At 40.5% G+C, this 25,079-nt stretch carries 29 protein-coding genes; 7 read left to right on the forward strand and 22 right to left on the reverse strand.

What is annotated here, in order from left to right; all coding sequences use genetic code 11:
- Window positions 1-89: 89 nt before the first annotated feature.
- The 15 genes from D8837_RS01145 to D8837_RS01215 form a co-directional block, all read right to left on the reverse strand.
- A complete protein-coding gene (locus tag D8837_RS01145) occupies window positions 90-1,394 on the reverse strand; it encodes an RsmB/NOP family class I SAM-dependent RNA methyltransferase (RefSeq protein WP_125455919.1) in 1,305 nt (434 codons plus the stop codon).
- Window positions 1,395-2,168, reverse strand: coding sequence for an inositol monophosphatase family protein (locus tag D8837_RS01150; RefSeq protein ID WP_125409411.1), 774 nt, complete (start codon window positions 2,166-2,168; stop codon window positions 1,395-1,397).
- Window positions 2,158-2,436 (reverse strand): UPF0223 family protein, encoded by a 279-nt coding sequence (locus D8837_RS01155; protein WP_125409413.1) that lies wholly within the window; start codon window positions 2,434-2,436, stop codon window positions 2,158-2,160. Before D8837_RS01155 ends, D8837_RS01150 begins: the two co-directional genes overlap by 11 nt.
- The gene (locus D8837_RS01160) at window positions 2,436-2,837 is read right to left on the reverse strand and encodes a Spx/MgsR family RNA polymerase-binding regulatory protein (RefSeq protein ID WP_000631254.1); all 402 of its coding nucleotides are present in this window, start codon (window positions 2,835-2,837) and stop codon (window positions 2,436-2,438) included. Before D8837_RS01160 ends, D8837_RS01155 begins: the two co-directional genes overlap by 1 nt.
- Window positions 2,838-3,048: 211 nt before the next feature.
- A complete protein-coding gene (locus D8837_RS01165) occupies window positions 3,049-3,666 on the reverse strand; it encodes a TIGR01906 family membrane protein (protein WP_125455920.1) in 618 nt (205 codons plus the stop codon).
- Window positions 3,656-4,429, reverse strand: a complete 774-nt coding sequence (locus D8837_RS01170) for a TIGR01457 family HAD-type hydrolase (protein ID WP_125455921.1) — start codon at window positions 4,427-4,429, stop codon at window positions 3,656-3,658. The genes D8837_RS01165 and D8837_RS01170 overlap by 11 nt, the downstream gene beginning before the upstream one ends.
- Window positions 4,430-4,439: 10 nt before the next feature.
- Entirely contained in the window at window positions 4,440-5,177 is a 738-nt protein-coding gene (locus D8837_RS01175) for an acyl-[acyl-carrier-protein] thioesterase (RefSeq protein ID WP_125455941.1), read from the reverse strand.
- A 4-nt stretch (window positions 5,178-5,181) separates the two neighbouring features.
- The gene (gene hemW, locus D8837_RS01180) at window positions 5,182-6,312 is read right to left on the reverse strand and encodes a radical SAM family heme chaperone HemW (RefSeq protein WP_125455922.1); all 1,131 of its coding nucleotides are present in this window, start codon (window positions 6,310-6,312) and stop codon (window positions 5,182-5,184) included.
- Between the two features lie 83 nt (window positions 6,313-6,395).
- A complete protein-coding gene (locus D8837_RS01185) occupies window positions 6,396-6,785 on the reverse strand; it encodes a YtxH domain-containing protein (RefSeq protein ID WP_124788292.1) in 390 nt (129 codons plus the stop codon).
- A 15-nt stretch (window positions 6,786-6,800) separates the two neighbouring features.
- Entirely contained in the window at window positions 6,801-7,184 is a 384-nt protein-coding gene (locus D8837_RS01190; protein ID WP_000895039.1) for a DUF948 domain-containing protein, read from the reverse strand.
- Window positions 7,185-7,973 carry a prolipoprotein diacylglyceryl transferase gene (gene lgt, locus D8837_RS01195; protein WP_125455923.1) on the reverse strand — a complete coding sequence of 263 codons (789 nt, stop codon included), beginning with the start codon at window positions 7,971-7,973 and terminating at the stop codon, window positions 7,185-7,187.
- Entirely contained in the window at window positions 7,966-8,901 is a 936-nt protein-coding gene (gene hprK, locus D8837_RS01200; protein WP_185755632.1) for an HPr(Ser) kinase/phosphatase, read from the reverse strand. The genes lgt and hprK overlap by 8 nt, the downstream gene beginning before the upstream one ends.
- Before the next feature lie 129 nt (window positions 8,902-9,030).
- Window positions 9,031-9,207, reverse strand: coding sequence for a 30S ribosomal protein S21 (gene rpsU / locus D8837_RS01205; RefSeq protein ID WP_000048054.1), 177 nt, complete (start codon window positions 9,205-9,207; stop codon window positions 9,031-9,033).
- 139 nt (window positions 9,208-9,346) lie between these two features.
- A complete protein-coding gene (locus tag D8837_RS01210; RefSeq protein WP_125455925.1) occupies window positions 9,347-10,507 on the reverse strand; it encodes an FRG domain-containing protein in 1,161 nt (386 codons plus the stop codon).
- Between the two features lie 177 nt (window positions 10,508-10,684).
- The gene (locus tag D8837_RS01215; protein ID WP_125455926.1) at window positions 10,685-11,392 is read right to left on the reverse strand and encodes a glucosamine-6-phosphate deaminase; all 708 of its coding nucleotides are present in this window, start codon (window positions 11,390-11,392) and stop codon (window positions 10,685-10,687) included.
- A 150-nt stretch (window positions 11,393-11,542) separates the two neighbouring features.
- Here D8837_RS01215 and queA point away from each other — a divergent pair, with 150 nt between their 5' ends.
- Entirely contained in the window at window positions 11,543-12,571 is a 1,029-nt protein-coding gene (queA, locus tag D8837_RS01220; protein ID WP_045611251.1) for a tRNA preQ1(34) S-adenosylmethionine ribosyltransferase-isomerase QueA, read from the forward strand.
- 78 nt (window positions 12,572-12,649) lie between these two features.
- On the opposite strand, the gene D8837_RS01225 is transcribed toward queA, so the two are convergent.
- The 5 genes from D8837_RS01225 to D8837_RS01245 are packed head-to-tail and all read right to left on the reverse strand — an operon-like array spanning window position 12,650 to window position 17,348.
- Window positions 12,650-13,510, reverse strand: coding sequence for a YihY/virulence factor BrkB family protein (locus tag D8837_RS01225; RefSeq protein ID WP_125455927.1), 861 nt, complete (start codon window positions 13,508-13,510; stop codon window positions 12,650-12,652).
- A 27-nt stretch (window positions 13,511-13,537) separates the two neighbouring features.
- A complete protein-coding gene (locus tag D8837_RS01230; RefSeq protein ID WP_125455928.1) occupies window positions 13,538-15,592 on the reverse strand; it encodes a cation:proton antiporter in 2,055 nt (684 codons plus the stop codon).
- An 11-nt stretch (window positions 15,593-15,603) separates the two neighbouring features.
- Window positions 15,604-15,858 (reverse strand): hypothetical protein, encoded by a 255-nt coding sequence (locus tag D8837_RS01235; RefSeq protein WP_060628599.1) that lies wholly within the window; start codon window positions 15,856-15,858, stop codon window positions 15,604-15,606.
- Entirely contained in the window at window positions 15,851-16,408 is a 558-nt protein-coding gene (locus tag D8837_RS01240) for a tRNA (mnm(5)s(2)U34)-methyltransferase (protein ID WP_185755633.1), read from the reverse strand. The genes D8837_RS01235 and D8837_RS01240 overlap by 8 nt, the downstream gene beginning before the upstream one ends.
- Window positions 16,392-17,348, reverse strand: coding sequence for a TIGR01212 family radical SAM protein (locus tag D8837_RS01245; protein WP_023946280.1), 957 nt, complete (start codon window positions 17,346-17,348; stop codon window positions 16,392-16,394). Before D8837_RS01245 ends, D8837_RS01240 begins: the two co-directional genes overlap by 17 nt.
- Window positions 17,349-17,439: 91 nt before the next feature.
- On the opposite strand from D8837_RS01245, the gene D8837_RS01250 reads away from it, so the two are divergent.
- Both D8837_RS01250 and D8837_RS01255 read left to right on the forward strand, forming a co-directional pair.
- Window positions 17,440-17,796 (forward strand): DUF3397 family protein, encoded by a 357-nt coding sequence (locus D8837_RS01250; RefSeq protein WP_125455930.1) that lies wholly within the window; start codon window positions 17,440-17,442, stop codon window positions 17,794-17,796.
- A gap of 183 nt (window positions 17,797-17,979) precedes the next feature.
- Window positions 17,980-18,609 carry an MBL fold metallo-hydrolase gene (locus D8837_RS01255; protein WP_125455931.1) on the forward strand — a complete coding sequence of 210 codons (630 nt, stop codon included), beginning with the start codon at window positions 17,980-17,982 and terminating at the stop codon, window positions 18,607-18,609.
- Window positions 18,610-18,714: 105 nt separating this feature from the next.
- On the opposite strand, the gene D8837_RS01260 is transcribed toward D8837_RS01255, so the two are convergent.
- Together D8837_RS01260 and pepO are read right to left on the reverse strand one after the other, a co-directional pair.
- Window positions 18,715-19,479, reverse strand: coding sequence for a hypothetical protein (locus D8837_RS01260; RefSeq protein ID WP_125455932.1), 765 nt, complete (start codon window positions 19,477-19,479; stop codon window positions 18,715-18,717).
- Between the two features lie 68 nt (window positions 19,480-19,547).
- On the reverse strand, window positions 19,548-21,440 hold the full coding sequence (gene pepO, locus D8837_RS01265) for an endopeptidase PepO (RefSeq protein WP_125455933.1): 1,893 nt from the start codon (window positions 21,438-21,440) through the stop codon (window positions 19,548-19,550).
- A gap of 177 nt (window positions 21,441-21,617) precedes the next feature.
- Here pepO and D8837_RS01270 point away from each other — a divergent pair, with 177 nt between their 5' ends.
- The 4 genes from D8837_RS01270 to tpx all read left to right on the forward strand — a co-directional run bounded on the left by D8837_RS01270 (window position 21,618) and on the right by tpx (window position 24,874).
- On the forward strand, window positions 21,618-22,340 hold the full coding sequence (locus D8837_RS01270) for a metal ABC transporter ATP-binding protein (RefSeq protein WP_125455934.1): 723 nt from the start codon (window positions 21,618-21,620) through the stop codon (window positions 22,338-22,340).
- Entirely contained in the window at window positions 22,337-23,185 is an 849-nt protein-coding gene (locus D8837_RS01275) for a metal ABC transporter permease (RefSeq protein WP_125455935.1), read from the forward strand. The genes D8837_RS01270 and D8837_RS01275 overlap by 4 nt, the downstream gene beginning before the upstream one ends.
- 31 nt (window positions 23,186-23,216) lie before the next feature.
- Complete coding sequence (psaA, locus tag D8837_RS01280) at window positions 23,217-24,146, forward strand: metal ABC transporter substrate-binding lipoprotein/adhesin PsaA (protein WP_125455936.1); 930 nt, start codon at window positions 23,217-23,219, stop codon at window positions 24,144-24,146.
- Between the two features lie 236 nt (window positions 24,147-24,382).
- Window positions 24,383-24,874 (forward strand): thiol peroxidase, encoded by a 492-nt coding sequence (gene tpx, locus D8837_RS01285; protein ID WP_023946176.1) that lies wholly within the window; start codon window positions 24,383-24,385, stop codon window positions 24,872-24,874.
- The last annotated feature ends 205 nt before the right edge of the window (window positions 24,875-25,079 follow it).

Raw genomic sequence — 25,079 nt, forward strand, 5'->3', positions numbered from 1 at the left:
CTCCACCAATTTTGACTTAAAATGAAAGACAATTTGAAAAAAATCCATACTTCCACTATAACATAGACAAGCTACTTTGACTAGCATTTTCACTTGAATCTGAGGCCTTTTGGAAAATAATTTTTCAAAACATTTCCAGTCACCTTAGCAAAGCCCAAACCATTGCCTTGAACCAAAACTTGGTACCAACCATTTGGCAGACTTTCCGCCAGCTGAACGGTTTCTCCAGCCACATACTTTACAAACGCTTCTTGGTCAATTTTAACCGACTGCTTGACCTGACTCGGTTTCAAGGCTAGACCAAGAGCAAAACTAGGCTCAAAGCGTTTTTTCTTAAAGGTACCCAGATGTAGGCCATTGCGAGCTATCTTGAGTTTCTCTAAATCTGGTAAGAGTTCTGGCAAGAGATAGAGTTGGTCTCCAAAAGTCTGCAAGATTCCCCTTAGATTGACCTTTAAGTGTTTTTGGGCAAATTCCTGCCACAAGGCAACTTGTTCTCGGCTGAGATTGCTCTTACTTGTCTTACATTTAGGGGCTGGATTTTCCCCTTTAAATTGTAAATGCGCGACAAACTGACCCTCTCCCTTAAACTGATGAGGGTACATCCGAGCCGTTTCTGGCAGATCAATACCAGCTACCATTCCATTGATATGCTCAACTGGCAACAAATCAAAATCATACTCTTCCAGTAGCCAATTGACAATCTCTTCGTTTTCCTCGGGTGCCCAAGTACAGGTCGAATAAACCAGACGACCACCTTCAGCTAACATGGTCACCGCATCCGATAGAATCTCTCTTTGCAAACTAGCACATTGACTTGGATAATCTAAGCTCCAATAGTCCATAGCATCTGGTTGCTTACGGAACATCCCTTCACCAGAGCAAGGAGCATCAAGGACAATCAGGTCAAAATAGCCTTTAAAAACCTTGGCCAAACGTTCAGCAGATTCATTGGTCACCACAACATTTGTCGCTCCAAAGCGCTCCATATTTTCAACCAAAATCTTAGCCCGTTTGCTTGAAATTTCGTTGGAAACCAGGAGACCCTCCCCTGCTAGATAGGCTGCCAGCTGAGTTGATTTTCCACCCGGTGCAGCGGCTAAATCCAAGACCTTCATTCCAGGACTGGGTTGGGCTACCTGAGCCACCATCTGGGCAGCGGGTTCTTGCGAATAAACCAAGCCAGTAGCATGCTCAGGCGATTTACCTGAAACCTTCCCATAGTGACCCCAAGGAGTTTGAGGAATGGGATCAGAAAAGGAAACTGGCGCTTCTTTTAAAGGATTAATCCGAAAGGCCGAAACCGCTTCCTCCTCAAAAGAGGCAAGAAAATCTCTTGCCTCATCTCCTAGTATCTCTTCATATTTTTCAACAAATCCTTCTGGAAATTGCATTTAAGTTCTTTTCCTTTCGTAAATATAGGACTGAATTTCCTCCTGCATCTCAAGAGGTAACATCATGACCGGCTGTCTAGTTTGAAAATCAAGCGGTTGACCAGAAAGGGTCACAACCCGATAGCCCAGACTTTCCCCCAAAATACTTGCTGCAGCATAATCCCATGGTTGCAGATAAGTGACATAGGTCAACAAACGCCCTGACAAAATCTTGGCAAAACTAATGGCCGCACTCCCATAGACTCGAACACCAAGCACAGCTCGACTCAAATCAGCCAGACCCCATTCGTTGGTTTCCAACATACCACTATTCCCTGCAATAAGGAAATCTCCAAGTAGTTTTGGTTTAAAAGGAGCTAGGGGCTTATCATTTAGACAAACTGGAAAGGCTCCACCACCGTGATAACAATCCCCTTTGACCACATCATAAATGAGACCAAACTGTCCCTGACCATTCTCAAAATAAGCCATCATGACAGCAAAATCTTCCTGCTGGGCTACAAAATTATTGGTCCCATCAATCGGATCAATAACCCAAACCCTGCCCTCTTGAACCGAGGCTCGCAGACAACCTTCTTCAGCACAAATCTTATCTTCAGGATAACGAGACAAAATCTCACCAACCAATAGCTCCTGAACTTCCTTGTCCAGTTTGGTCACCAAATCTGTTGGAGAGGACTTGGTTTCAACACGCAAGTCTTCCTGCATATGGTCAAGGATGTACTGGCCCGCTCTCTTAACAAGCTCTTTGGCAAATTCAAATTTACTTTCCAAGAGAAATCTTTCCTTCCCCTTTTTCCTTGGCCGCCTGAACTGCTCGGTAGAGCGAATAACCACTCACCGTTTCAAATTCTCGTCCCAAACGTTTTTCTTCACTCTTACTTGGTACGACCTCCTTGAATCCCTTATAGGAGTCCAGTAACTTTTTAGCATCTACCTTGCTTTCATAGGCAGCTTCAACATCATTAAAAAAAGAAAGCACTGAAGCAAGTTCTTCAGTGCTCCACGACAAATCTAGTGGGTAACTATACTGTTTGTTCATTAACTAATACCAGCTCTCATTCTTGCTTCTTTCAGTTCTTGCTTACGATAACTACGAGGGAGAAAAGCACGAATCTCATCTTCATTAAAACCGATTTGCATACGTTTAGCATCAATAATAATTGGACGACGCAAAAGACTAGGATACTGCTCAATCAAATGAAGCAATTCCGATACCGAAATACTTTCTACATCAATATCTAATTTTTGAAAAATTTTTGAACGAGTTGAAATGATGTCATCAGTACCATTTTCGGTCAAGGAAAGAATATGTTGCAATTCTTTTCTTGTTAAAGGGCTGGTCATAATATTGTGTTCCTCAAAGGGCACCTTATGTTTTTCTAACCAGGCCTTAGCCTTACGACATGAAGTACAGCTCGGTGATAGAAATAGTGTAATCATGCTTTTCTCTTCTTATCTATACTTTGCTAATTCTATTATACAAAAAAATAAAGCGCTTGACTAGAGATTTTTAGAAAAAAAGCCTATTTTTTCAAGAAAAATAGACTGTTTGCGAACGATTGAGGTAAGGTAGATTTAGTTAATTCACTCTTGACAATAGTTTCGAATCACACACCTAATTTATACCTGCAAAATAAGAACATCTTTCGTTTCACTTCCTACGACTTTTTAGATAAAGATAGCCAAAAAAGCTTTCATAGAGGGCAAAAAAGAGGAGGAAGGCATGAAGGAAGAATGTCTCTGGTAAAATCAGAATCACTGGATCCTTGGCTGGGTCAAAAAGCCAGGTATCATCTCCCACAAAGAGAATTTGATGGAAAAGGGTAAAGAATTGGTCAAAACCAATCAAAACTCCTCCAAGTCCAATCAGCAAAGGCAAAAGCACTAGAGCCAGAAGCCCCCTACTAAATAAAGATAAAAAGCCCTTTTTCACAATCTTATTGGCAAAGAAATAGAAGCTTGGTAGTGTCACTAGAGCTACTAGCTGAACAAAGTGGAAGAGGTCCTTGACCACCGCAAAGTGGTGCAGACCAGCTGCTGACGAACGAAAATCTGGCATCTCTAATACCTGACTAAAAGGATTGGTCAGGTAATTCATCAAAATATGAAAGTTGTACTGAATGGTTTCTGGTTTTAGATAAACCCGATTTGTTAAGTTCAGCCACTGAATTTCCAGCGGATAAAAAATCCAAGCCAAATAAATGGTCAAAAGGATTGAGAGGGAGAGGAGAAAGAGCATAGAGCTCCAAAAGGTCAGTTTAGTTTTCATCAAAATCCCACTCCGCAAGGCTAGAAACCACATGTGTCGGTGCGATTGGTAGGTCGGCTACTTCTTCTGCCTTGGTAAAACCTGTCGTCACCAAGAGCGTTGGAATGCCATTGTCAATCCCTGCTCGAATATCTGTTAAATAGTTGTCCCCAACCATAATCAACTCTTCACGTTCCAAGCCTAAGTGCTCAACCGCCTTGTCCATAATGATGGCATTTGGTTTTCCGATATAAACAGGCTTCACTCGTGTTGCCACTTCAAGAAGGGTAATCAGTGAACCAGCACCAGGCAAAAGACCGCGCTCTGTCGGGATGTTGAGGTCAGGATTGGTTCCGATAAAGTGGGCACCTTTTTGAATAGCCAGAGTTGCTGTCGCAAATTTTTCATAGTCAACTTGCCAGTCCAGGCCTACTACCACATAGGCAGGGTTTTCCTTCTTTTCCACATAACCAGCCGCCTTGATGGCTTCCTTGAGCCCTGCTTCTCCGATAACATATACCGTCTTTTCAAGCCCCAAATCGTTCATATAGTCAATGGTTGCCAAAGTCGCTGTGTAGACAGTCGATAGGGGCGTATCGATATTAAAATTCTGAGCCAACATTTCCTGAACACTCTCAGGAGTACGAGTCGTATTGTTGGTCACAAAAAGATAGGGGATATCCCGCTTTTGCAATTCATGGACAAAAGCTTCTCCTGCCGGTATTCGATCTTTCCCCTTATAAATCGTTCCGTCTAAATCAATTAAATAGCCTTTATATTTCATCTACTTCTTCCTAATCCTTTTTTATTTCTTGCCAAGTGATGATAGCTTGGGCATTGGTAGCCCCATCGCTTGTGATCTCATGCTTGCTTTCCAGTCCAGTCCGTTCAACAGCCGATGTGATCACCCCACCTGGTCGAACTTCCTTGACATACTTGAGGTTGATTTTCTTGGGAATATATTGGGTCAAAAAGTCCGCTCCCATGACCTCAAAAATCCAGTCCAAGTATTTACTGTTATTGACATGACCATTCATATCCAAATCGTAAAAACGGACATGGTAATCCTTGCTGGTTGACTCTTCCAAGGACTCATACTTTGGCCCGCGGATAAGTTTTTTATCAAAATCAGACTGGTAAGGAGCCACAATCTCAGGCTCGACAACATGAACTCTTCGACTGTCTCGGTCCATGAGAACAAAGGTCGCCATCATGTGAATGAGCTCCTGCCCCGTTTCATCACAAATGGTAAAGCGACGGTAGCAAAAGAGTCGATTGTAACTCAGGGCTTCCGTTTCGATGGTGATTTCTTCCGCAAAACGAGGCAAACGAGCCACCTCAATATCATAGTCTGTGATAATCCAGACAAGATTATAGTCTTCTAAAATGGTTTTATCACTAACTCCCAGTTCAATAGACTGCATCCCTGAAACTTGTAAGGACAGCAAAATCACATCTGGAAGCTTGATATGACCGTTCATATCAGCCATATCAAAAGGAATTTTCATTTTCATTTGGTAAGTTAAGCCCATCATTCTACTCCAAAATAAATCGTTCTGCTACGGTGTCTCCTAAAAAGAGACCTCTTTTTGTCATGCGAACTCGGTCACCCTCTATTTGCATGAGACCTTGTTGAACCAAGTCTCTGACAATTTCTCCATAAAGTCCATCGAAGGACCGTCCAAATTTTTCCTCAAATCGCGCCATGGAGACCCCTGATTTCTTGCGAAGGCCCAAGAACATCTCTTCTTCCATTTGCTCTTTTTGGCTCAGATGTTCTTCTGTGATACGCGCATTACCTTCCTCAACCGCACTGAGATAATGACGAATGGGACCATGATTTTTATAACGCACACCATTGACATAACCAGATGCTCCAGCACCGATGCCATAATATTCAGCATTGTCCCAGTACATGAGATTGTGGCGACTTTCAAAACCAGGTTTGGAGAAATTGGAAATCTCATAGTGCTCAAAACCAGCTCGCTCCAGCTCTGCAATGATGTACTCAAACATCTCAGCTTCCAGTTCCTCCTTAGGCAGAGGCAATTTCCCTCGTCGCATACGGTTCATAAAGACCGTATGATTTTCCAAAATCAAGCTATACAAACTCATATGGGGAATATCCAGCCCAATGGCCTTAGCCACATTTTCCTTGACCTGCTCCATGGTCTGACCAGGCAGTGCATAAATCAAATCGATGGAGATATTGTCAAAACCAGCCAGTTTCAGACGGTCGATATTTTCATAAATATCCTTCTCCAAATGACTGCGCCCAATCTTTTTCAGCATCTTGTCATCAAAGGTCTGCACACCTAGCGAAACACGGTTGACAGCCGAGTTTTTCAAAACAGCAATCTTATCCGCATCCAAGTCGCCTGGATTAGCCTCAATAGTCAACTCTTCTAAAACAGACAAGTCCAAGTTTTTAGTCAAGCCCTTCAATAACACCTCCAGTTGAGAAGCTGACAAAGCTGTCGGTGTGCCACCACCGATATAGAGGGTTCTCAACTTTTGAATATCATAAGATTGAAACTCTTCTAACAGATGTTCCAAATAACTATCTACCGGCTGATTCTTGATAAAAACTTTTGAAAAGTCACAATAATAACAAATCTGGGTACAAAATGGGATGTGCACATAGGCTGACGTTGGTTTTTTCTGCATAGTACTTATTATACCACAAAGACAGGCTACGAGAAAAAAATCACCATCCCCAGATACATAGTCCGTCCAGAGATGGTGATGGTTTATTCTTCTGTTATGTCAATAACAATCTCTTCTGATTCATCAAGAGTTTCGGCCTTTTCTTGCCATTGCTCCTTGAGATTATTGAATCGATCTTTTGATGCTTCTGTCGCTTGACGAGCACATGATTTGACTTGAGCAAGGACGCTGTCCACAGTTATTTCACCTGACTCAACCTGTTCTTTGGTTTTCAGAACAAAATCTGTAGCTTGCTCCTTGACTTCTGTCAGTTTTTCACAGACCTGCTCCTTGGCATACTCTGGATCTTCTCTCAAATCATCTAGAAAATCTTGAGCTTGACTGCAAACTTGTTTGCCCTTGTCACTTGTTAAAAACAAGGCAAGAGCTGCACCTGAAACGGTTCCTAAAAGGATTGAGGATAGTTTACCCATAAGTATTCTCCTTTTTTATTTTTTGAAAAATTTACTTGCAAGACGAAGAGCTGACAAACTTGCACCAGTCTTAATGGTTTTTGAACCAGCTGATGAAGCTTTCTTGCTCAAGACACGCGCATGGTCATTGAGGTCTGAAACAGATAGAGATAAATCTGCAACAGCACTAAAGAGTGGATCAATTGTTGCCACCTTGACATTGATATCATCTGCCAAGACATTGACCTTAGCTAGCAATTCATTGGTGTGATGCAAGGTCACATCCACATCTGAAGTTAAGGTTTTAATCGTCTTCTCTGTTTCATCGATAACACGTCCAAGCTTTTGTACAGTAATGATTAGATACACTAAAAATACAATCAAAGCAAGGGCTACAAGAATATATGCAACTTCTAACATTTAGTTTTCCTCCTCTGAAATATAGTAAGGGACCTTCTTACGATTTTGATAAAGAATGATAAAAATACCGAGACCGATAAGGACAACTGATAGCCATTGAGACACTCGAAGACCAAAGAACATGAGGCTATCTGTTCGCATGCCTTCAATAACCATACGACCGAAACCATACCAAATCAAGTAAAAGGCAGTGATATGACCTCGTCTGAGACTCTTCCATTTTCGTCTAAAAATCAGAATCAAGGCAAATCCAAGTAGATTCCATAGAGACTCATAAAGGAAGGTCGGTTGACGGTAGCTCCCATCAATATACATCTGGTCACGAATAAAGCCAGGTAGATAATCCAAATTATCCACTGCTGCACCATAAGCTTCTTGGTTAAAGAAATTGCCCCAGCGACCCAAACTTTGGGCAATCATGACGCTAGGCGCCGCAATATCTAGGAAATCCCAAGTATTGATAAGTTTACGATCAGCAAAGATGTAGAGCACAAGGACACCAGTTATCAAACCACCGTAAATGGCCAAACCACCATTCCAAATGGCAAAAATCTCTCCCAAATTCTGACTATAGTAATCAAAACGGAAAATGACATAGTAGAGACGAGCTCCTAAAATAGCCAAGGGAAAGGCTATCAAGATGAAATCTAAAATATCGTCTGGTATGATCTTCTTTCTAGGCGCTTCTTTCATGGTCAAATAAACCGCCAAAATTAAGCCTGTCACAATACACAAGGCATACCAACGAATGGCTAGAGGGCCTAGATGAATAGCAATTGGATCAAGCATTAGACACCTCGTTTTGAGCAATGAGATTTGTCAAGCGTTCTTCGAACAAACGAGTCGCATCAAAGCCCATTTCCTTTGCACGATAATTCATGGCAGCAGCCTCAATCACGACAGAGATATTACGACCTGTTTTAACTGGAATACGAATACGAGGAATAGATACGCCAGAAATTTCAAGTTCCTCTGCATTGTTTCCCAGACGATCAAAAGTTTTATGTGTATCGTAATTTTCCAAATAAACAGCCAGCTGGACTTGTGAAGAATCCTTGACGGCACTCGCACCGTAGAGGCTCATGACATCGATAATCCCAACCCCACGAATTTCAATCAGGTGTCTCAAGATTTCAGCTGGTTCACCCCAAAGAGTAATCTCATCCTTGGCAAAGATATCGACCCGGTCATCAGCTACCAAGCGGTGACCACGTTTGACAAGCTCTAGACCTGTCTCACTCTTACCGATGCCACTATCGCCCTGAATCAAGACACCCATACCATAGATATCCATCAAGACACCGTGCACACTGGTCCGTTCTGCTAAACGTGAATCCAGATAACTAGATAACTCTCCAGATAAACGACTGGTTGCCGTACGGCTGGTTAAAATGGCAATCTTACATTCTCTGGCTGCCTTTAACATTTCCTCCGGAACCACCAAACCACGGGCAACAATAACCGCAGGTGTCTCAGGTAGAAACATTTTTTTCAAGACTTGGTAACGGTTGTGAGAGGACATCGAAACAAGATAGGACCACTCCTTCATTCCCAAGAGCTGGATTCGCTCTGGAGTGTAGTAGTCAAAATAGCCCGTCATTTCAAGACCAGGTCGCGTAATGTCCGCGGTATTAATTTCCTTTTCAAGTAATTCTGGTTCACCATAGACAATGTCTAGTCTAAGCTTTTCAATCACTTCTTTTACTAAAACCGACATCATTTCCTCCTTCAAATGAGTTCTTCTCTCTATTATATCAAATTGTAGGAGGATATTTGAGATTTTTGCAGGATTTGGAGTATTTATTTAAAAGAAAAAGACTAGATTTCTCTAGCCTTTCATTTCTAATTAGAATTTTTTACGTTTACGAGCTGCTTCTGATTTACGTTTACGTTTTACAGAAGGTTTTTCATAGAATTCACGTTTGCGTGTTTCTTGAAGAGTACCAGCTTTAGTAACCGCACGTTTGAAACGACGAAGTGCGTCGTCAAGAGATTCATTCTTACGTACTACTGTTTTAGACATTTTTTTCACTCCCTTCAAGTTCAAGATCTATTCTATTTTACACGTAAAAGGAATAATTGTCAAGAAGAAACTAGTTGAAAACCATCATTAGCATGCAATATTTCTTTTTCAAGTCTACTTATGAACATTTAAGAAGAATTTAACTGATGTCTTCAAACCTTATTTTTAAATCTTTTAATAATTTCTTTAATTCTTCAATTTTATTTTCTAAATCTTTATCGGAAATTGCTTTAGTATTGTGTACAAGTTTATTTCTAAAAACACGGATTTTATATATTCTATCACTGTTTTTTTCATACAATTTATCCTTTCCTCTTTCAAGTACTTTTAACCCTTTAAAAAATTCGTTGAGTTGGGTTTTATACCTTATCTCATCCTCTAAGTTATTCCACAAATTTAAAAATGTTCCGGTTAAATTTCCGCTATTTTCCTCATTCCCTATATAATCATATTTTCTCTCCTTAAGCCTATCACAAATATCTTTCATTGTATCTTCTTCTGGATATAAATTCTCCCTTTCAATAGGTCTTTCAGAGCCCCAGAAGGTTTTAGTGTTTTTAAATTTATAAATAGCAACTATTCTTCTATTAAAATCTAGTTCACCTTTTTCTATATCAGCATTAGAAGCAAATTCTGTCTGTACCAAATATCCCTCTTGAAAAAACGGTCTTTTTGAAGAGCTAGAACTTATGCTTAGTAATCTTACGTTTGTAATATAATCTTCAGAGTCTACCGAAATCCTACCATTTACATAAGGCATTCCTAATACGTAAATATAGCCCGTTTTATCTTTATTGTCTAATATAGCAAATGAACACGCTACTTTTATTGACTGAGTTAAATCTAATAACGGCGTCTTACACACTTCATAGTGTTGTAATATTGAGTATTGAAGTAATTTAATTTTCTTTAATTCTTTTATTTCTTCCTTATCCACATTATTATCTTTTTCTAATTCTGTCATTAACATAGTTGATGTTTTTTCTAGAATATCAAAATCAAAATTGATATCTTTTTCACTATTTGAACGATAGATTGTAGGATATAAAGTAGCATTTTGAGTTTTTTCACTTTTTACATAGTTATTATTTTGTCCTCTATAAAATAACATGACATCAGGATTTTTATATGAGAGTTCTGCTATTTCCATTATTAAATCATGAAATGTCTCAATATTGATTGTATGGCTTCTTACGAAAGATGTAACATCTCTAGTAGTTTGACCTTTATATTTATGTTGTTTATAATGCTCTTTTAATTTTTTTGTTAAATTATTATAAGTTACTGAATATTCTCTCATAAAAAAATCCTTTTAAAAATATTATTATCTGTCAACTATCACTTACTTTTATGTAATGTTTATCTACCAAGTAATCAAGTACGATTCTATTATTATACCATCGTTCTATTTACATCAATTTAGTTTTAAAGAACCATCCAACCCAAAGGATTGAATGGCTAACAGTATTCTTCAGATTCATTTTTCGAGTAAACTGAGCGCTTCAGCATCTGCAATAATCGTCACATCAGGGTGGGTTTGTAGGCTACTTGCTGGTAGATTCTCAGTCACTGGGCCAGACACTGTTCCGGCAATGGCTTCTGCTTTCGACTCACCATAAGCAAAGAGAAGGATTGACTTGGCATCCAAGATATTTTTAATCCCCATTGAAATGGCTTGGGTTGGGACGTCTTCAATCTTGTCAAAGAAACGTGCGTTTGCTTCGATAGTAGACTGGTCAAGTTCTACAAGGTGAGTTTGACTGTCAAATGGAGTACCGGGTTCATTAAATCCGATATGTCCATTGCGACCGATTCCCAAAATTTGGAGGTCAACTGGATGGTCAGCCAAAATTTGGTTGTAGCGTTCAACTTCAGCTTCAGCATGATCCTTAACACCACGAGGCAAGAAACTTTCTTTAAATGGTTTTTGGTTAAACAAGTTTTCTTGCATGAAGTGACGGTAAGACTGAGGATTGTCTCCATCAAGTCCTACATACTCATCAAGGTTGACACTGGTTAGATTTGAAAAATCAAGGTCACTCTCAACAATTTCCTTGTAAAATTCAAGTGGGCTACTTCCTGTCGCAAGTCCTAGGGTTTGAGCTCCATTGGCCAATTTTTCCTTCAAAATCTCAAAAGCAACTTTTCCACCTTCGATTTGGTTTTCAACTTTAATAACTTTCATCTTTTTATCCTCCGTTTCAATCTATATTTATTATATGGTATAGACCAATTTTTGTCAAGTGAAAACGATTTAATTTCTAAAAAAAGAGCGTCCAAACTTGAAACATGTTATAATGGATAGGATTAGAACTTAGAAAGAATGAACAAATATATGAATACAGCTGATTTTGATTTCCACTTGCCTGAGGAATTGATTGCCCAAACGCCTCTTGAAAAACGTGATGCCTCTAAACTCCTCATTGTCAACCGTGAAACTGGAGAAATGCAGGATAAACACTTCCACTCTATTATTGATATGCTGGAACCAGGTGATGCACTTGTTATGAACGATACCCGTGTTCTCCCTGCCCGCCTCTATGGTCAAAAAGAGGAAACAGGAGGTCATGTGGAACTGCTCCTACTCAAAAACATTAGTGGCGATGAGTGGGAAGTTCTGGCTAAACCTGCCAAACGCCTCAAGATTGGTACTCGTGTCAGCTTTGGTGATGGTCGCCTCAGCGCAGTCGTTACGGAAGAATTGACCCACGGGGGGCGCATTGTCCGCTTTGAATACCAAGGAATTTTCCTAGAAGTCTTGGAAAGTCTGGGTGAAATGCCGCTACCGCCTTATATCCACGAAAAACTGGATGACCGTGAACGCTATCAAACTGTTTACGCCAAGGAAAGTGGCTCTGCTGCTGCACCTACTGCTGGTCTTCACTTCACCAAAGAACTGCTAGCAGAAATCCAAGCTAAGGGTGTTCATCTAGTCTATTTGACTCTTCATGTCGGACTCGGAACCTTTAGACCTGTTTCAGTTGACAATCTGGACGAACACGAAATGCACTCAGAATTCTACCAGCTTTCTGAGGAGGCTGCTAGCACCCTTCGCTCTGTCAAAGAAAATGGAGGCCGTGTCATCGCTGTCGGAACCACTTCTATCCGCACCTTGGAGACTATTGGTTCCAAGTTTGATGGGCAAATCCAAGCAGATTCCGGCTGGACCAATATCTTTATCAAACCTGGCTATGAGTGGAAGGTCGTGGATGCCTTCTCAACCAACTTCCACTTACCAAAATCAACTCTGGTCATGTTGGTTTCTGCCTTTGCAGGTCGCGAATTAGTCTTAGATGCCTACCACCATGCTATCCAAGAACACTACCGCTTCTTTAGTTTTGGCGATGCCATGTTTATCTATTAATTTCATAATGAAAAAACGCATATTATCAGGCATTATAAAAACTTGATAGTATGCGTTTTGCTATGGATAAAAATTGAGTTAATTTATTCTCAAGCTCGGATCTTTCAAGCTCTGAACACTGGCATTGATAACCGCGCCGACAATCAAAATCTTAGCAATGAGAATAAACCAGAACATCATGACCACCACGACGATGGAACTGAAAAAACGGACGTCCACGAGGTGATTAACATAGTTGTTGATATAGACTGAAAAGATATTAAGTAATAAAATCAGAGTCAATAAGACAAAGGTGCTACCTGGCAATACATAGCGAATCCGTCGCACCTTAACATTTGGCAGGAAATAATAAAGCATGACCAAGATTGCAAAAATCAAAGCATAGACCAAAGGGCCTGTTAGGTCTTGCAGATAATCAAAGAGAGGACTATCCGATTTCCAGTAACTTTTGATAAGGTTGAGAAGCATGCGACCAAAGACACTCAGAAAAAGAGCTAAGGCAAAGAGAATCTGCAGACCAAAACTGACAAACAAACTCATGAGTTGATGAGAAATCATCCCACGATTTTTAGCTACTCCGTAAGCTTTATTAAAGGCTTTCTGTAGGAAATTCATGGATTTTGAAAAGGTCCAGAGGGCTGACAAAACCGCAAAACTCAATAAACCCGTTGACGGTTGGGTTAGCACTTCTGTAATAATCTTTGCAACCACATCATACATGGTATCGGGCAAAAATTCATTGACAACCTTTAAAAAATTAGAAACTGGAATCTGAAAATAAGGGAGGATATTAACCACCACCAAAAGAAGTGGAAAAATCGAAATCAACCAATAGTAGGCTACTGCGACACTGGTCAACTCACTATCTGATGCTTGATAATAATGCAAAAAAGCTTTTAATAAAGGCTTATCTATCAGCTCTTTCCACCACTTCTTCATGTCACACTCCTTCACTTATAATCTTGATTAATTTCTTCTTACCAATTCCATCATATCATAAGGGAGGGTATTGGCAGCTTCCTTCAGAGAATAGTTCTCTAAGTTATTCACATTTTGTCGTAACTTCTTGGCATACTTGGTCGTAATCAATCGTTTTTCTTCATATTCGAAAATCAACTTGCGCTCCAGATAATAGCCTCTCAGCATTTCATCGATATTGTTGGGCTTGACACGATTGATAACCCGTTCGACAAAGGCACCACTGGTGATAATAGCTGTTTCTCGGAGACGAGAATCCTGCATGAAGCTGATCAAAGAACTCTTATAAACCCCTTTTAGGTTCTCCAAACTTTCGATAATCATCTCTGTATTTTCTAGATAGAGCTCTGCAATTTGGTCATAGTCAAGGGCTCTGAGTTTCTGTGATTCTTCATTTTTCCAACTGCGAAAAGTCTTGCCAAGAGTAAAGACTTCGTGAAGGAGAAAACGTAAAATCCGCAAGGAAACAAGGAAATAATAGGTCAATCGTGAAGCAAACTTGCGATTGATACTTTGTTCCATGTTTTTCAAATAACGTTGGTAAACCCGATAAGCACGCTCACTCATCTTGTCCTCTTCATAAGCCTGTTCTAAACCATCACTTTCAATACTGAGGATGAGAAGTTTCAAGGCCTCCCAGTCTTCTTGAGCTCCCTTGTTTTCTTGACTCAGGATGAGATTTTCAATACGTCCATGATAATTGTCAATGGCTGCATAGAGAGGAAGCTTATTTCTGGTATCTTCCAACTCTTTTTCCAACTCTATTGTTACTTCATTCAAAATGGCGATATGCATGAGATAGTCCTTGCTTTCTTCCTGTTCATCAGAAAGATGAGGCAAGACCAAGAGACCTGTTAAAAAGCTTACCAGCGTCACACCTGCGACAAGGAAAAGCAAGAGAGGATACTCCTGTTCTAGATTACTTGGTATCAGAAGGATCGTAGCAATCGACACCGTTCCCTTGACACCTGAGAAGGTCAAAAGAAGCATGTCCTTCATATACTTATTTAGCTTTTTCTTGAGACGTCTAGTCCTATAGGCATAATAGCCATAAATCATGACAAAACGAATGGCAAAGAGGACAAAGGTCAGGGCTATAAGAGATAGCAATAACAGTAAGGGATTATAGATTGGATTGGTCAAGATAGGCTCTGCTATCATTTCCAACTCCATCCCTAAAATCACAAAGACAGAACCGTTGAGCATAAAGTTCACTGTGTGCCAGACCGTCTCGGTTACCGTATCCACTTGGGCTTCTAGGAGCGTAATTTTCTTAAAACGGCTTGCCTTTAAAATACCAGCAACCACAACGGCAATAATCCCTGAAACATGGACTTCTTCTGCCAGGAAGAAGGTTACCAAGGGCAAACTCAATTCCAGAAGGAGCTCACTAGCAATATCCGTTGCTCTCACACTTAGCAAGAAGCTATGGAGGAAACGGTTGGTCATGGCTGTTAAAAAGCCAATCAAAAAACCGCCTAGGATTGAAAAGATGAGCGAACTACTAGCTTGTTCAAGGGAAAAGGCTCCAGTTGTCCAAGCTGTCAAAGCTACCTGAAAGGCAACCAAGCCAGAAGCATCATTCAAGAGTCCTTCACCCTTAAGAATATTGGACACACGCTTAGGAAAGCCAAAGCGCTCCGAAAGAGAGGCAAAGGCAACCAAGTCCGTAGGGCCAAGGGCTGCCCCAACAGCCAAGCAAGCCGCCAAGGGAAGACTGAGCCAAAGAAGATGGGCCAAGCCACCCAAACTCAAGGTCGAGATAAAAATCACTGGAAATATGAGATAAACAATGATTCGCCAGTGTTTTAAAATAGCCGTAATATCTGCTTCCTCCGACTCTCGGAAAAGCAAGGGTCCAATAACCAGTGCCAAAAACAACTCCGTATTAAGATGAAAGTCGGCATTGGGTAAAAAGAGACCAATCACAATTCCCAAAAGAATTTGCACCAAAGGGAGAGGTAAAAAGGGCAGGAGCTTATTGGTTGTACTTGAGACAATCAAGACCAGTAAAAATAGGATGAGGTAAATCAGTAATTCCACGCACGTCCTCCTTAATCTTTTTTACAACAGGATTCAAATATCTCCTTCTGCTCTTTGATTTTTTGGTCAATCTTGGAACAATCCTTGTGCTCAATTTTTTTCTGGCACCGTTCCATTTCAAGAGCAACTAATTTTTTCTTGATTTTAAGCATTTTTTTGCTCATGTGTGCTTGATCTAACACCCCCACCGCTCGTTCGTGGTGGGTTGATTCAACAAAATTCTGGCGCATGGCATCCAGCTTTTCACGTAGGTATTGTTTATCCATGTCTATATCTCTCTAATTTTTCAATCATTACTAAAAATGGTGGGTTGTTGACTTGGTTTAAAGTTCGGTAAATGGCAGCTGTGTACTCTTGTTGGTTCAACTGACTAACAAAATCCAAGACAGCATCCCTCTCGAGGTCGCCTCCTTCATGACCATAATAGATCATGATAGCAATCCGTCCACCTTTGACAAGTAAGCCACACAGCTTTTCTAATGCTTCAATCGTTGTCTGTGGTCGGGTGATGACAGACTTATCAGCTGACGGCAGATACCCCAGATTAAAAATTCCTGCCTTGGCTTCTGTCACAAACTGATCCAGTGTCTCATGGCCTTGCAAGATTAACTGGGCATTTGTCAGGCCAGCTTGGTTCAAACGCTCTTGCGTCTTTTCCAAGGCTTGCTCCTGAATATCAAAGGCATAGACTTTCTTGGCTAATTTGGCTAGAAAAAGCGTGTCATGACCATTTCCCATGGTCGCATCCACTACGATATCCTTTTTTGTCACTACCTCAGCCAAAAAATCATGTGCCATCTCAAGTGGTCTTTTCATTTTCAAACTCCTGTTTTACAGCCTTGCATCCTTGAACGCTTCCGCGACGTCGCATCTCCATCTCAATGCTGTTGAGGACTTCCCATTTATTGAGACTCCACATAGGCCCAATCAGCATATCCCTAGGTGCATCTCCTGTGATTCGATGGATGACAATATGTTTCGGAATGATTTCCAATTGATCGCAGATGACCTTGACATATTCGTCCTGGCTCATCAACTGCAAGCGTCCTTCATGATAATCTCTTTGCATACGAGTATTTGTCATAAGATGGAGCAAATGCAGTTTAATCCCTTGAATATCGTTATCCGTGACACAGCGACGGACATTTTCAATCATCATCTCATGGGTTTCACCAGGAAGTCCATTGATCAGATGGGAAACAATCTCAATCTTGGGATACTTTCTCAAACGCTTGACCGTTTCCACGTACAACTCATAGGAATGTGCACGGTTAATCAGGTCAGAGGTTGTTTCATAAGTGGTCTGCAAGCCCAATTCAACCGTCACATGCATTCGCTCCGACAACTCAGCCAAATATTCGATGGTTTCGTCTGGTAAACAGTCTGGGCGCGTTCCAATATTGATTCCTACTACACCCGGTTCGTTGATAGCCTGCTCATAGCGCTCTCGGATGACTTCCACCTTTTCATGGGTGTTGGTAAAATTTTGAAAATAAACCAGATACTTCTGCACATCTGGCCACTTACGATGCATAAAGTCAATTTCCTTATAAAATTGCTCACGAATAGGCGCATCCGGTGCTACGATAGCATCTCCAGAACCTGAAACCGTACAAAAAGTACAGCCTCCGTGAGCCACAGTCCCATCACGATTGGGACAATCAAATCCCGCATCAATAGGGACTTTAAAAGTCTTTTCTCCAAAGAGTTTTCGATAATAATCATTCAAGGTATTATAAGATTTCATAACTTTCATTATAACAAAAAACACCCACAATCTCAAAAGCCTGACTTTCCTATAAATTCCTCTGTTTCTCGTTTCCTTTAGCGATTTTTTATGATACAATATGGATATGATTTTAATGAAAATAGCATCTATTTTATTATTGGTACTGACCTTAGTAGTCTGTATTATCGTGACCAAACTATTTAGATTAAAAAAAATAGGCTTCAACTTTGCGGATTTAGCTTTTCCTATATTGGTATTTGAGTATTATCTGATTACATCTAAAACCTTTACTCATAGTTTTTTACCAAGACTAGGCTTGCTTCTCTCCCTCCTGGCTATTATCCTCGTTTTTTTCTTTCTTCTTAAAAAAAGAAGTTTTTACTATCCTAAATTCATCAAATTCTTCTGGCGTGCAGGATTCTTATTAACCCTTGTCATGTATATCGAGATGATTGTTGAATTATTCTTGAACTAGTTCTATCTTATGAAACAAATTTAAAAAGGCATAACTCTTGATACTTAGAGTTACGCCTTTATTTATAGATAGAAGATGAAATAGAATAAAATATACCCCTTCCTATAACTATTTCCTTTTTATGCTTATTCTCCCTAACTGTGCTATACTTAATTTAGTACATTCTTTGAGATTGGAGATAATATGAAAATCCATAAAACCGTGAATCCTGTTGCCTATGAAAACACCTATTACCTAGAAGGTGAAAAGCACCTCATCGTGGTAGATCCTGGTAGCCATTGGGAAACCATTCGTCAGACAATAGAGAAAATCAATAAACCAATCTGCGCTATTCTCTTGACCCACGCCCATTATGACCATATCATGAGCCTAGACTTGGTTCGCGAGACTTTTGGCAATCCTCCAGTCTATATTGCAGAGAGTGAAGCCAGCTGGCTCTATACTCCCGTCGATAATCTCTCTGGACTTCCCCGTCACGATGATATGACAGATGTGGTCGCAAAACCTGCTGAACACACCTTTGTCTTTCATGAGGAATATCAAATGGAGGAATTTCGTTTTGCTGTCTTACCAACACCAGGACATTCTATCGGCGGCGTTTCTATCGTCTTTCCTCAAGCTCATTTGGTCTTGACAGGTGATGCTCTATTCCGTGAAACCATCGGACGGACGGACCTCCCAACTGGTAATACGGAGCAGCTCCTCCATAGTATCAAAACTCAACTCTTCACCCTACCAAACTATGATGTCTATCCAGGGCATGGTCCAGCTACGACCATCACCCATGAAAAGACCTTCAATCCATTTTTCTAGGTAGCAAAAAACCAAGGAATTTTTATCCTTGGTTTTTGTGTATTGCTATTCAATTCTCCATTCTTTGATTTTAGAATCTAGCCTAGTATTGAATTTCATCAAACATTAGTTAGCTGGCTCAAATTCTTTCCATTCAAATTTAGCTAAATCAAGTTCATTAGAAGAAATCTCTAAGATTTGCTCTGGCTTTTGATCACTACCAATTTGAAAAATACCTTCTTTAATCTTCTGTGCTCCGTCTTTATCAAAAGCATACAGACTTAAGTTCATTTCTGGTCGTGTTGACTGCCAGTCTGAATATCTGACTTGACCGTTTTCATAAATAACTAAACTGGAACGAAAACCACCTGCAGAAGCTACATAAGCTGTATGAAGCAACTTTGGTTGTTTATTCTCTAAATAGTAAATGGCCCCTATATATTTTTTATCTCCAATAATCAATTCATCTTGACCGTCATTATTTAAATCAGCGTATACATAATGGAGACTAGCTGGTTTATCGTAGGTGCTTAGTGTAAAGATATAGCCGTACTCTTCAGAAAAAATCTTGTTCTGTTTCAACTTTTCATACAAGGATTCTCGGTCACCGATACTTAAAAGAGCCTGATAGTGATTGTAGCGCTCTATTACTTCCTCGTACAAATCTTTTCCTGTTTCGCTTTTCGTTTCCACTGTTGTTGACGGAGTTGACATTAAAGAACTTGTACTTGTTTGGCTCTCTGACTTCGTAGAGGTTTCCTTCTGTTCCTCTTTGGTAGAAGATGATTGTGTTGTCGAAGGTTCTATTTTTTCATCTTTTTTGTTTGCACCACAAGATGCTAAAACAAAAACAGTAAGAATAGCTGAAAACATCATTAAAAATTTCTTCATGTTAACCTCTTTAACCCATCCTTTGCACATTTACGGATTTTAGTATTTCATTTGGTAAATACCATTCATTACCAAATAATGACGCGCTCCTCTGGCGAACGCCACATACCGTCTCCTTCTTTGACATCATAGGTTGTAAAGAAATCATCGAAGTTTGGTACTTGTACATTGACACGGAGTTTGGCTGGCGCGTGCACATCAACGCTAGCCAAAAGTTTCATAAATTCTGGACGACCTTTCATGCGCCAGATGCGACCGAAATTGTAGAAGAATTCTTCTGCTGAGAAGTCTGCTTCTCTCTTAGCTGCTTCAAGCGCTGCAGCGATTCCTCCCAAGTCAGCCACGTTTTCTGACACAGTCAATTTACCATTGATAGTTGCTCCATAAGAATCTTGTCCATCAAATTGGTCAATAACTTTTTGTGTTTTCTCCTTGAAGGCAGCATAGTCGCTCTCTGTCCACCAATCCTTGAGGCTACCATTTTCATCAAAGGACGCTCCGTTGGTATCAAAGGCGTGGGAAATTTCATGGGCAATAACCGCCCCGATACCCCCGTAGTTAGCAGAAGATGACTGGTGCAAGTCATAGAAAGGCGCTTGTAAAATAGCTGCTGGGAAGACAATCAGGTTCTTCTGTGGATTGTAGTAGGCATTGACCATATGAGCAGGCATACCCCATTCCTTATAGTCTACAGGCTGGTTCCACTTGCTCCAACTGTGCTTGATGTCCACACGCGCAAAGGCTAGAGCATTATCAAAAAGACTAGCATTTTCATCCACTACCTTCTCTTTGTAGCGTTCTGGCAATTCTTCTGGATAACCAATATAAGGCTTGATGACATTGAGTTTGACGATGGCCTTGTCACGAGTTTCAGGAGTCAACCAGTCATTTTTAGCCAAGCGTTCCTTATAGACATCAATCATAGTTGCCACTTTTTTCTCCACATCCGCCTTAGCCTCTGGAGAGAATTTTTCATGGGCATACCAGAGACCTAAGGCTTGTTTGAATGGACCTTGTGCTAACTGGTAGGCTGCCTTAACCTTGTCTTTGGCTTCTGGAACTCCAGAAAGTGCACGACTGTAGGCACCTGACAAGACACGTATTTCTTCCGTTAAATAACTGGTAGAAAGATTGATAACACTCAAAATCAAGGTTGCCTTGAGGAGAGGCCAAGCTTCTTCACTATAGAATTGATCTGCTGCTTGCCAGAAACGTTCCTCGTCTACGATAACCTTGTCTGGCACTTGTCCAAGAACAGCTTTGAAGAAGTCATCCAAAGGTAGGGCAGGCGCAAATTTCTTGAAATCTTCGTAATCATATGGATGATAAAGTTTAGCATACTCTGAACTTTCTTCATTAGAAAGCACCACTGCTGCAATTCGGCGGTCCAATTCAAGTCTTTTCTCTAGCAAGTCTTCAATTTCTTCATCAGAGAAATCATAAGCCTTGAGGAGATTTGCGCTGGTTTCTTTCCAAAGAGTCAAGAGCTCTTCTCGCTGAGGATGGTCTTCTGCATAGTAGGTCGTGTCTGGCAGAATTGTGCTTGGAGCACTGGCCCATAGAACATTGATTCTGGCATCCATAAAGTCTGGCGATACACCAAAAGGAAGAAAGTTTGGTTTTCCTGCAAGCTCAAACTCTGCTAGTTTAGCTGTAAAATCTGCAAAAGTCTCCAATTCTTGGAATTCTTTAAGAAGAGGCAAAACAGGTGTAATACCGTCAGCTTCTCTCTTGTCAAAATCACGAACTAGGCGGTGGTATTTGACAAAGTTTGCCAAGATAGCATCCTCAGGCACCTCTTCACCTGCCAACCACTTGTCTGTTGTCGCAAGCATCAAGTCTTCAATTTCCTGGTCTAAATCAACAAAACCTCCAGTTTGAGACTTATCTGCTGGAATTTCAGCTGTCTTCTGCCATTCTCCATTGATTGCATCATAAAAATCATCTTGATAACGTGTCATCTTGTTCTCGCTTTCATTTGTACTTGTTTTTAGCTTAACAAAAATTACCTGGGAATGCAATTAAAAATGAACTTTCCTTTTCTATCATTTTTCAGTTATTATTTTAATTTTTTCAAAAATTAACTTGACTTAATTTTTTTTTTAATGTATATTAAGAGGCAGGAGGAATACAAGTTTATGATACGTATCGAAAACCTCAGTGTCTCCTACAAAGAAACGTTGGCACTTAAGGATATTTCACTAGCGCTCCACGGACCAACAATTACCGGTATTATTGGTCCAAACGGTGCTGGAAAATCAACATTATTAAAAGGGATGCTGGGAATTATCCCACATCAAGGTCAGGCATTTCTCGATGACAAGGAAGTTAAAAAATCCTTACACCGAATCGCCTATGTCGAACAAAAAATCAATATCGACTACAACTTTCCCATCAAGGTCAAGGAATGCGTCTCGCTAGGACTCTTTCCCTCTATCCCTCTCTTTCGAAGTTTAAAGGCTAAACATTGGAAGAAAGTGAAAGAAGCCCTTGAAATCGTCGGCCTAGCTGACTACGCTGAACGGCAAATCAGTCAACTGTCTGGAGGTCAATTCCAGCGGGTCTTGATTGCCAGATGTTTGGTGCAGGAAGCCGACTATATCCTCTTGGATGAACCCTTTGTTGGGATTGACTCTGTCAGTGAGGAAATCATCATGAATACGCTGAGAGATCTGAAAAAAGCTGGGAAGACGGTTCTCATCGTTCACCACGACCTCAGCAAGGTTCCCCACTACTTCGATCAAGTCTTGCTTGTCAATCGAGAAGTGATTTCCTTTGGTCCAACCAAAGAAACCTTTACCGAAGCCAATCTCAAAGAAGCTTACGGTAATCGACTCTTTTTCAATGGAGGTGACCTATGATTGCAGAATTTATCGATGGATTGCAAAAATTCCATTTCTTACAAAATGCCTTGATAACAGCCATTGTCATCGGGGTCGTAGCTGGAGCTGTAGGATGTTTCATCATTCTACGCGGGATGTCACTCATGGGAGATGCCATTTCACATGCTGTCTTGCCAGGTGTAGCCCTCTCCTTCATCTTAGGCCTTGACTTCTTTATCGGAGCCATTGTCTTTGGATTGCTAGCTGCTATCATCATTACCTACATCAAGGGGAACTCGATTATCAAAAGCGATACCGCCATCGGCATTACCTTTTCTTCTTTCTTAGCCCTCGGTATCATCTTGATTAGTGTCGCTAAAAGTTCAACTGACCTTTTCCATATCCTTTTTGGTAATATCCTAGCCGTCCAAGATACGGATATGTTTATTACTATGGGTGTTGGGGCAGTCATTCTCTTGTTAATCTGGATTTTCTTCAAGCAACTCTTGATAACTTCCTTTGATGAACTATTGGCTAAAGCCATGGGAATGCCTGTCAATTTCTATCACTACCTTCTCATGGTACTCCTGACTCTCGTGTCTGTGACAGCCATGCAAAGTGTCGGAACTATCCTGATTGTAGCCATGCTGATTACCCCAGCTGCAACTGCTTATCTATATGCTAATAGCCTGAAAAGTATGATTTTCCTTTCCTCAACCTTTGGAGCTACTGCTTCAGTTTTGGGACTCTTTATCGGTTATAGCTTTAACGTTGCGGCAGGTTCTAGTATCGTGCTTACAGCTGCTAGTTTCTTTCTCATTAGCTTCTTTATCGCTCCAAAACAACGATATTTGAAACTGAAAAATAAACATTTGTTAAAATAAGGGGTAAAGCCCCAATAAATTGGAGGATCTAATGAAAAAATTAGGTACATTGTTGGTTCTTTTTCTTTCCGTTATTGTTCTCGTAGCATGTGCTAGCGGAAAAAAAGATGCAGCTTCTGGTCAAAAACTAAAAGTTGTTGCTACAAACTCAATCATCGCTGATATTACTAAAAATATTGCTGGTGACAAGATTGATCTTCACAGTATCGTTCCTGTTGGCCAAGACCCACACGAATACGAACCACTTCCTGAAGATGTCAAGAAAACTTCTCAAGCTGATTTGATTTTCTACAACGGTATCAACCTTGAAACTGGTGGCAATGCTTGGTTTACAAAATTGGTAGAAAATGCTAAGAAAACTGAAAACAAAGACTACTTTGCAGTCAGCGAAGGCGTTGATGTTATCTACCTTGAAGGCCAAAACGAAAAAGGAAAAGAAGACCCACACGCTTGGCTCAATCTTGAAAATGGGATGATTTTTGCTAAAAACATCGCAAAACAATTGAGCGCTAAAGATCCTAGCAACAAGGAATTCTACGAAAAAAATCTCAAAGAATATACTGATAAGCTAGACAAACTTGACAAGGAAGCTAAAGAGAAATTTAACAACATCCCTGCTGATAAGAAATTGATCGTAACCAGTGAAGGATGCTTCAAATACTTCTCTAAAGCCTACGGTGTCCCAAGTGCCTATATCTGGGAAATCAATACTGAAGAAGAAGGAACTCCTGACCAAATCAAGACCTTGGTTGAAAAACTTCGCCAAACAAAAACTCCTTCCCTCTTTGTAGAATCAAGTGTGGATGACCGTCCAATGAAGACTGTTTCACAAGACACAAACATCCCAATCTACGCACAAATCTTTACTGACTCTATCGCAGAACAAGGTAAAGAAGGCGACAGCTACTACAACATGATGAAATACAACCTTGACAAGATTGCTGAAGGATTGGCAAAATAATACTCTTCGAAAATCTCTTCAAACCACGTCAACTTTATCTGCAACCTCAAAGCGGTGCTTTGAGCAACCTGCGGCTAGCTTCCTAGTTTGCTCTTTGATTTTCATTGAGTATAAGCCTCTGAAAAACGTCATTCTTTTCCGAATTGACGTTTTTTCTATACCCATATTTCCGGTCAAATCATTGGAAAATTCCGACTGTTTCAGCTAAAATGGAAGAAAAAAGATTGGAGTATCCTATGGTAACTTTTCTCGGAAATCCTGTTAGCTTTACAGGTAAACAACTACAAGTCGGCGACAAGGCACTTGATTTTTCTCTCACTACAACAGACCTTTCTAAAAAATCTCTAGCTGATTTTGATGGGAAGAAAAAAGTCTTGAGTGTCGTGCCTTCTATCGATACAGGCATCTGCTCAACTCAAACGCGTCGTTTTAATGAAGAACTGGCTGGACTGGATAATACGGTTGTCTTGACTGTTTCAATGGACCTCCCTTTTGCTCAAAAACGTTGGTGTGGTGCTGAAGGTATTGAAAATGCCATCATGCTCTCAGACTATTTCGACCATTCCTTTGGACGTGATTACGCCCTCTTAATCAATGAGTGGCACCTATTGGCACGCGCAGTCTTTGTTCTCGATACTGACAATACGATTCGCTACGTTGAATACGTGGACAATATCAACTCTGAACCAAACTTCGAAGCCGCAATTGCAGCCACTAAAGCCCTATAGAAAAAATCCTCTGTCCCAAAGAGTTCCCTACTCTTTGGGACAGAGGATTTTTGTTTACGAGTAAATATAAGTTCAATCAAATAAAAACAACTGCCTTATACTCTTCGAAAATCTCTTCAAACCACGTCAGCTTTATCTGCAACCTCAAAGCGGTGCTTTTAGCAACCTACGGCTAGCTTCCTAGTTTGCTCTTTGATTTTCATTG

It is taken from the genome of Streptococcus mitis (assembly GCF_003942965.1).
Classification (GTDB): domain Bacteria; phylum Bacillota; class Bacilli; order Lactobacillales; family Streptococcaceae; genus Streptococcus; species Streptococcus mitis_BH.

Bases quoted from the DNA above. Each gene is read 5' to 3' on its own strand.
- D8837_RS01165 (WP_125455920.1), bottom strand. From the start codon at position 3,666: ATGAAAACTAAACTGACCTTTTGGAGCTCTATGCTCTTTCTCCTCTCC.
- tpx (WP_023946176.1), top strand. From the start codon at position 24,383: ATGGTAACTTTTCTCGGAAATCCTGTTAGCTTTACAGGTAAACAACTA.
- lgt (WP_125455923.1), bottom strand. From the start codon at position 7,973: ATGCTTGATCCAATTGCTATTCATCTAGGCCCTCTAGCCATTCGTTGG.
- D8837_RS01240 (WP_185755633.1), bottom strand. From the start codon at position 16,408: ATGAAAAGACCACTTGAGATGGCACATGATTTTTTGGCTGAGGTAGTG.
- D8837_RS01170 (WP_125455921.1), bottom strand. From the start codon at position 4,429: ATGAAATATAAAGGCTATTTAATTGATTTAGACGGAACGATTTATAAG.
- D8837_RS01245 (WP_023946280.1), bottom strand. From the start codon at position 17,348: ATGAAAGTTATGAAATCTTATAATACCTTGAATGATTATTATCGAAAA.
- D8837_RS01225 (WP_125455927.1), bottom strand. From the start codon at position 13,510: ATGAAGAAGTGGTGGAAAGAGCTGATAGATAAGCCTTTATTAAAAGCT.
- psaA (WP_125455936.1), top strand. From the start codon at position 23,217: ATGAAAAAATTAGGTACATTGTTGGTTCTTTTTCTTTCCGTTATTGTT.
- D8837_RS01275 (WP_125455935.1), top strand. From the start codon at position 22,337: ATGATTGCAGAATTTATCGATGGATTGCAAAAATTCCATTTCTTACAA.
- hprK (WP_185755632.1), bottom strand. From the start codon at position 8,901: ATGTCGGTTTTAGTAAAAGAAGTGATTGAAAAGCTTAGACTAGACATT.
- D8837_RS01215 (WP_125455926.1), bottom strand. From the start codon at position 11,392: ATGAAAGTTATTAAAGTTGAAAACCAAATCGAAGGTGGAAAAGTTGCT.
- D8837_RS01255 (WP_125455931.1), top strand. From the start codon at position 17,980: ATGAAAATCCATAAAACCGTGAATCCTGTTGCCTATGAAAACACCTAT.
- rpsU (WP_000048054.1), bottom strand. From the start codon at position 9,207: ATGTCTAAAACAGTAGTACGTAAGAATGAATCTCTTGACGACGCACTT.
- D8837_RS01270 (WP_125455934.1), top strand. From the start codon at position 21,618: ATGATACGTATCGAAAACCTCAGTGTCTCCTACAAAGAAACGTTGGCA.
- D8837_RS01175 (WP_125455941.1), bottom strand. From the start codon at position 5,177: ATGGGCTTAACTTACCAAATGAAAATGAAAATTCCTTTTGATATGGCT.
- D8837_RS01235 (WP_060628599.1), bottom strand. From the start codon at position 15,858: ATGGATAAACAATACCTACGTGAAAAGCTGGATGCCATGCGCCAGAAT.
- D8837_RS01185 (WP_124788292.1), bottom strand. From the start codon at position 6,785: ATGGGTAAACTATCCTCAATCCTTTTAGGAACCGTTTCAGGTGCAGCT.
- pepO (WP_125455933.1), bottom strand. From the start codon at position 21,440: ATGACACGTTATCAAGATGATTTTTATGATGCAATCAATGGAGAATGG.
- D8837_RS01155 (WP_125409413.1), bottom strand. From the start codon at position 2,436: ATGAACAAACAGTATAGTTACCCACTAGATTTGTCGTGGAGCACTGAA.
- D8837_RS01145 (WP_125455919.1), bottom strand. From the start codon at position 1,394: ATGCAATTTCCAGAAGGATTTGTTGAAAAATATGAAGAGATACTAGGA.
- D8837_RS01250 (WP_125455930.1), top strand. From the start codon at position 17,440: ATGGATATGATTTTAATGAAAATAGCATCTATTTTATTATTGGTACTG.
- D8837_RS01210 (WP_125455925.1), bottom strand. From the start codon at position 10,507: ATGAGAGAATATTCAGTAACTTATAATAATTTAACAAAAAAATTAAAA.
- hemW (WP_125455922.1), bottom strand. From the start codon at position 6,312: ATGCAGAAAAAACCAACGTCAGCCTATGTGCACATCCCATTTTGTACC.
- D8837_RS01260 (WP_125455932.1), bottom strand. From the start codon at position 19,479: ATGAAGAAATTTTTAATGATGTTTTCAGCTATTCTTACTGTTTTTGTT.
- queA (WP_045611251.1), top strand. From the start codon at position 11,543: ATGAATACAGCTGATTTTGATTTCCACTTGCCTGAGGAATTGATTGCC.
- D8837_RS01160 (WP_000631254.1), bottom strand. From the start codon at position 2,837: ATGATTACACTATTTCTATCACCGAGCTGTACTTCATGTCGTAAGGCT.
- D8837_RS01190 (WP_000895039.1), bottom strand. From the start codon at position 7,184: ATGTTAGAAGTTGCATATATTCTTGTAGCCCTTGCTTTGATTGTATTT.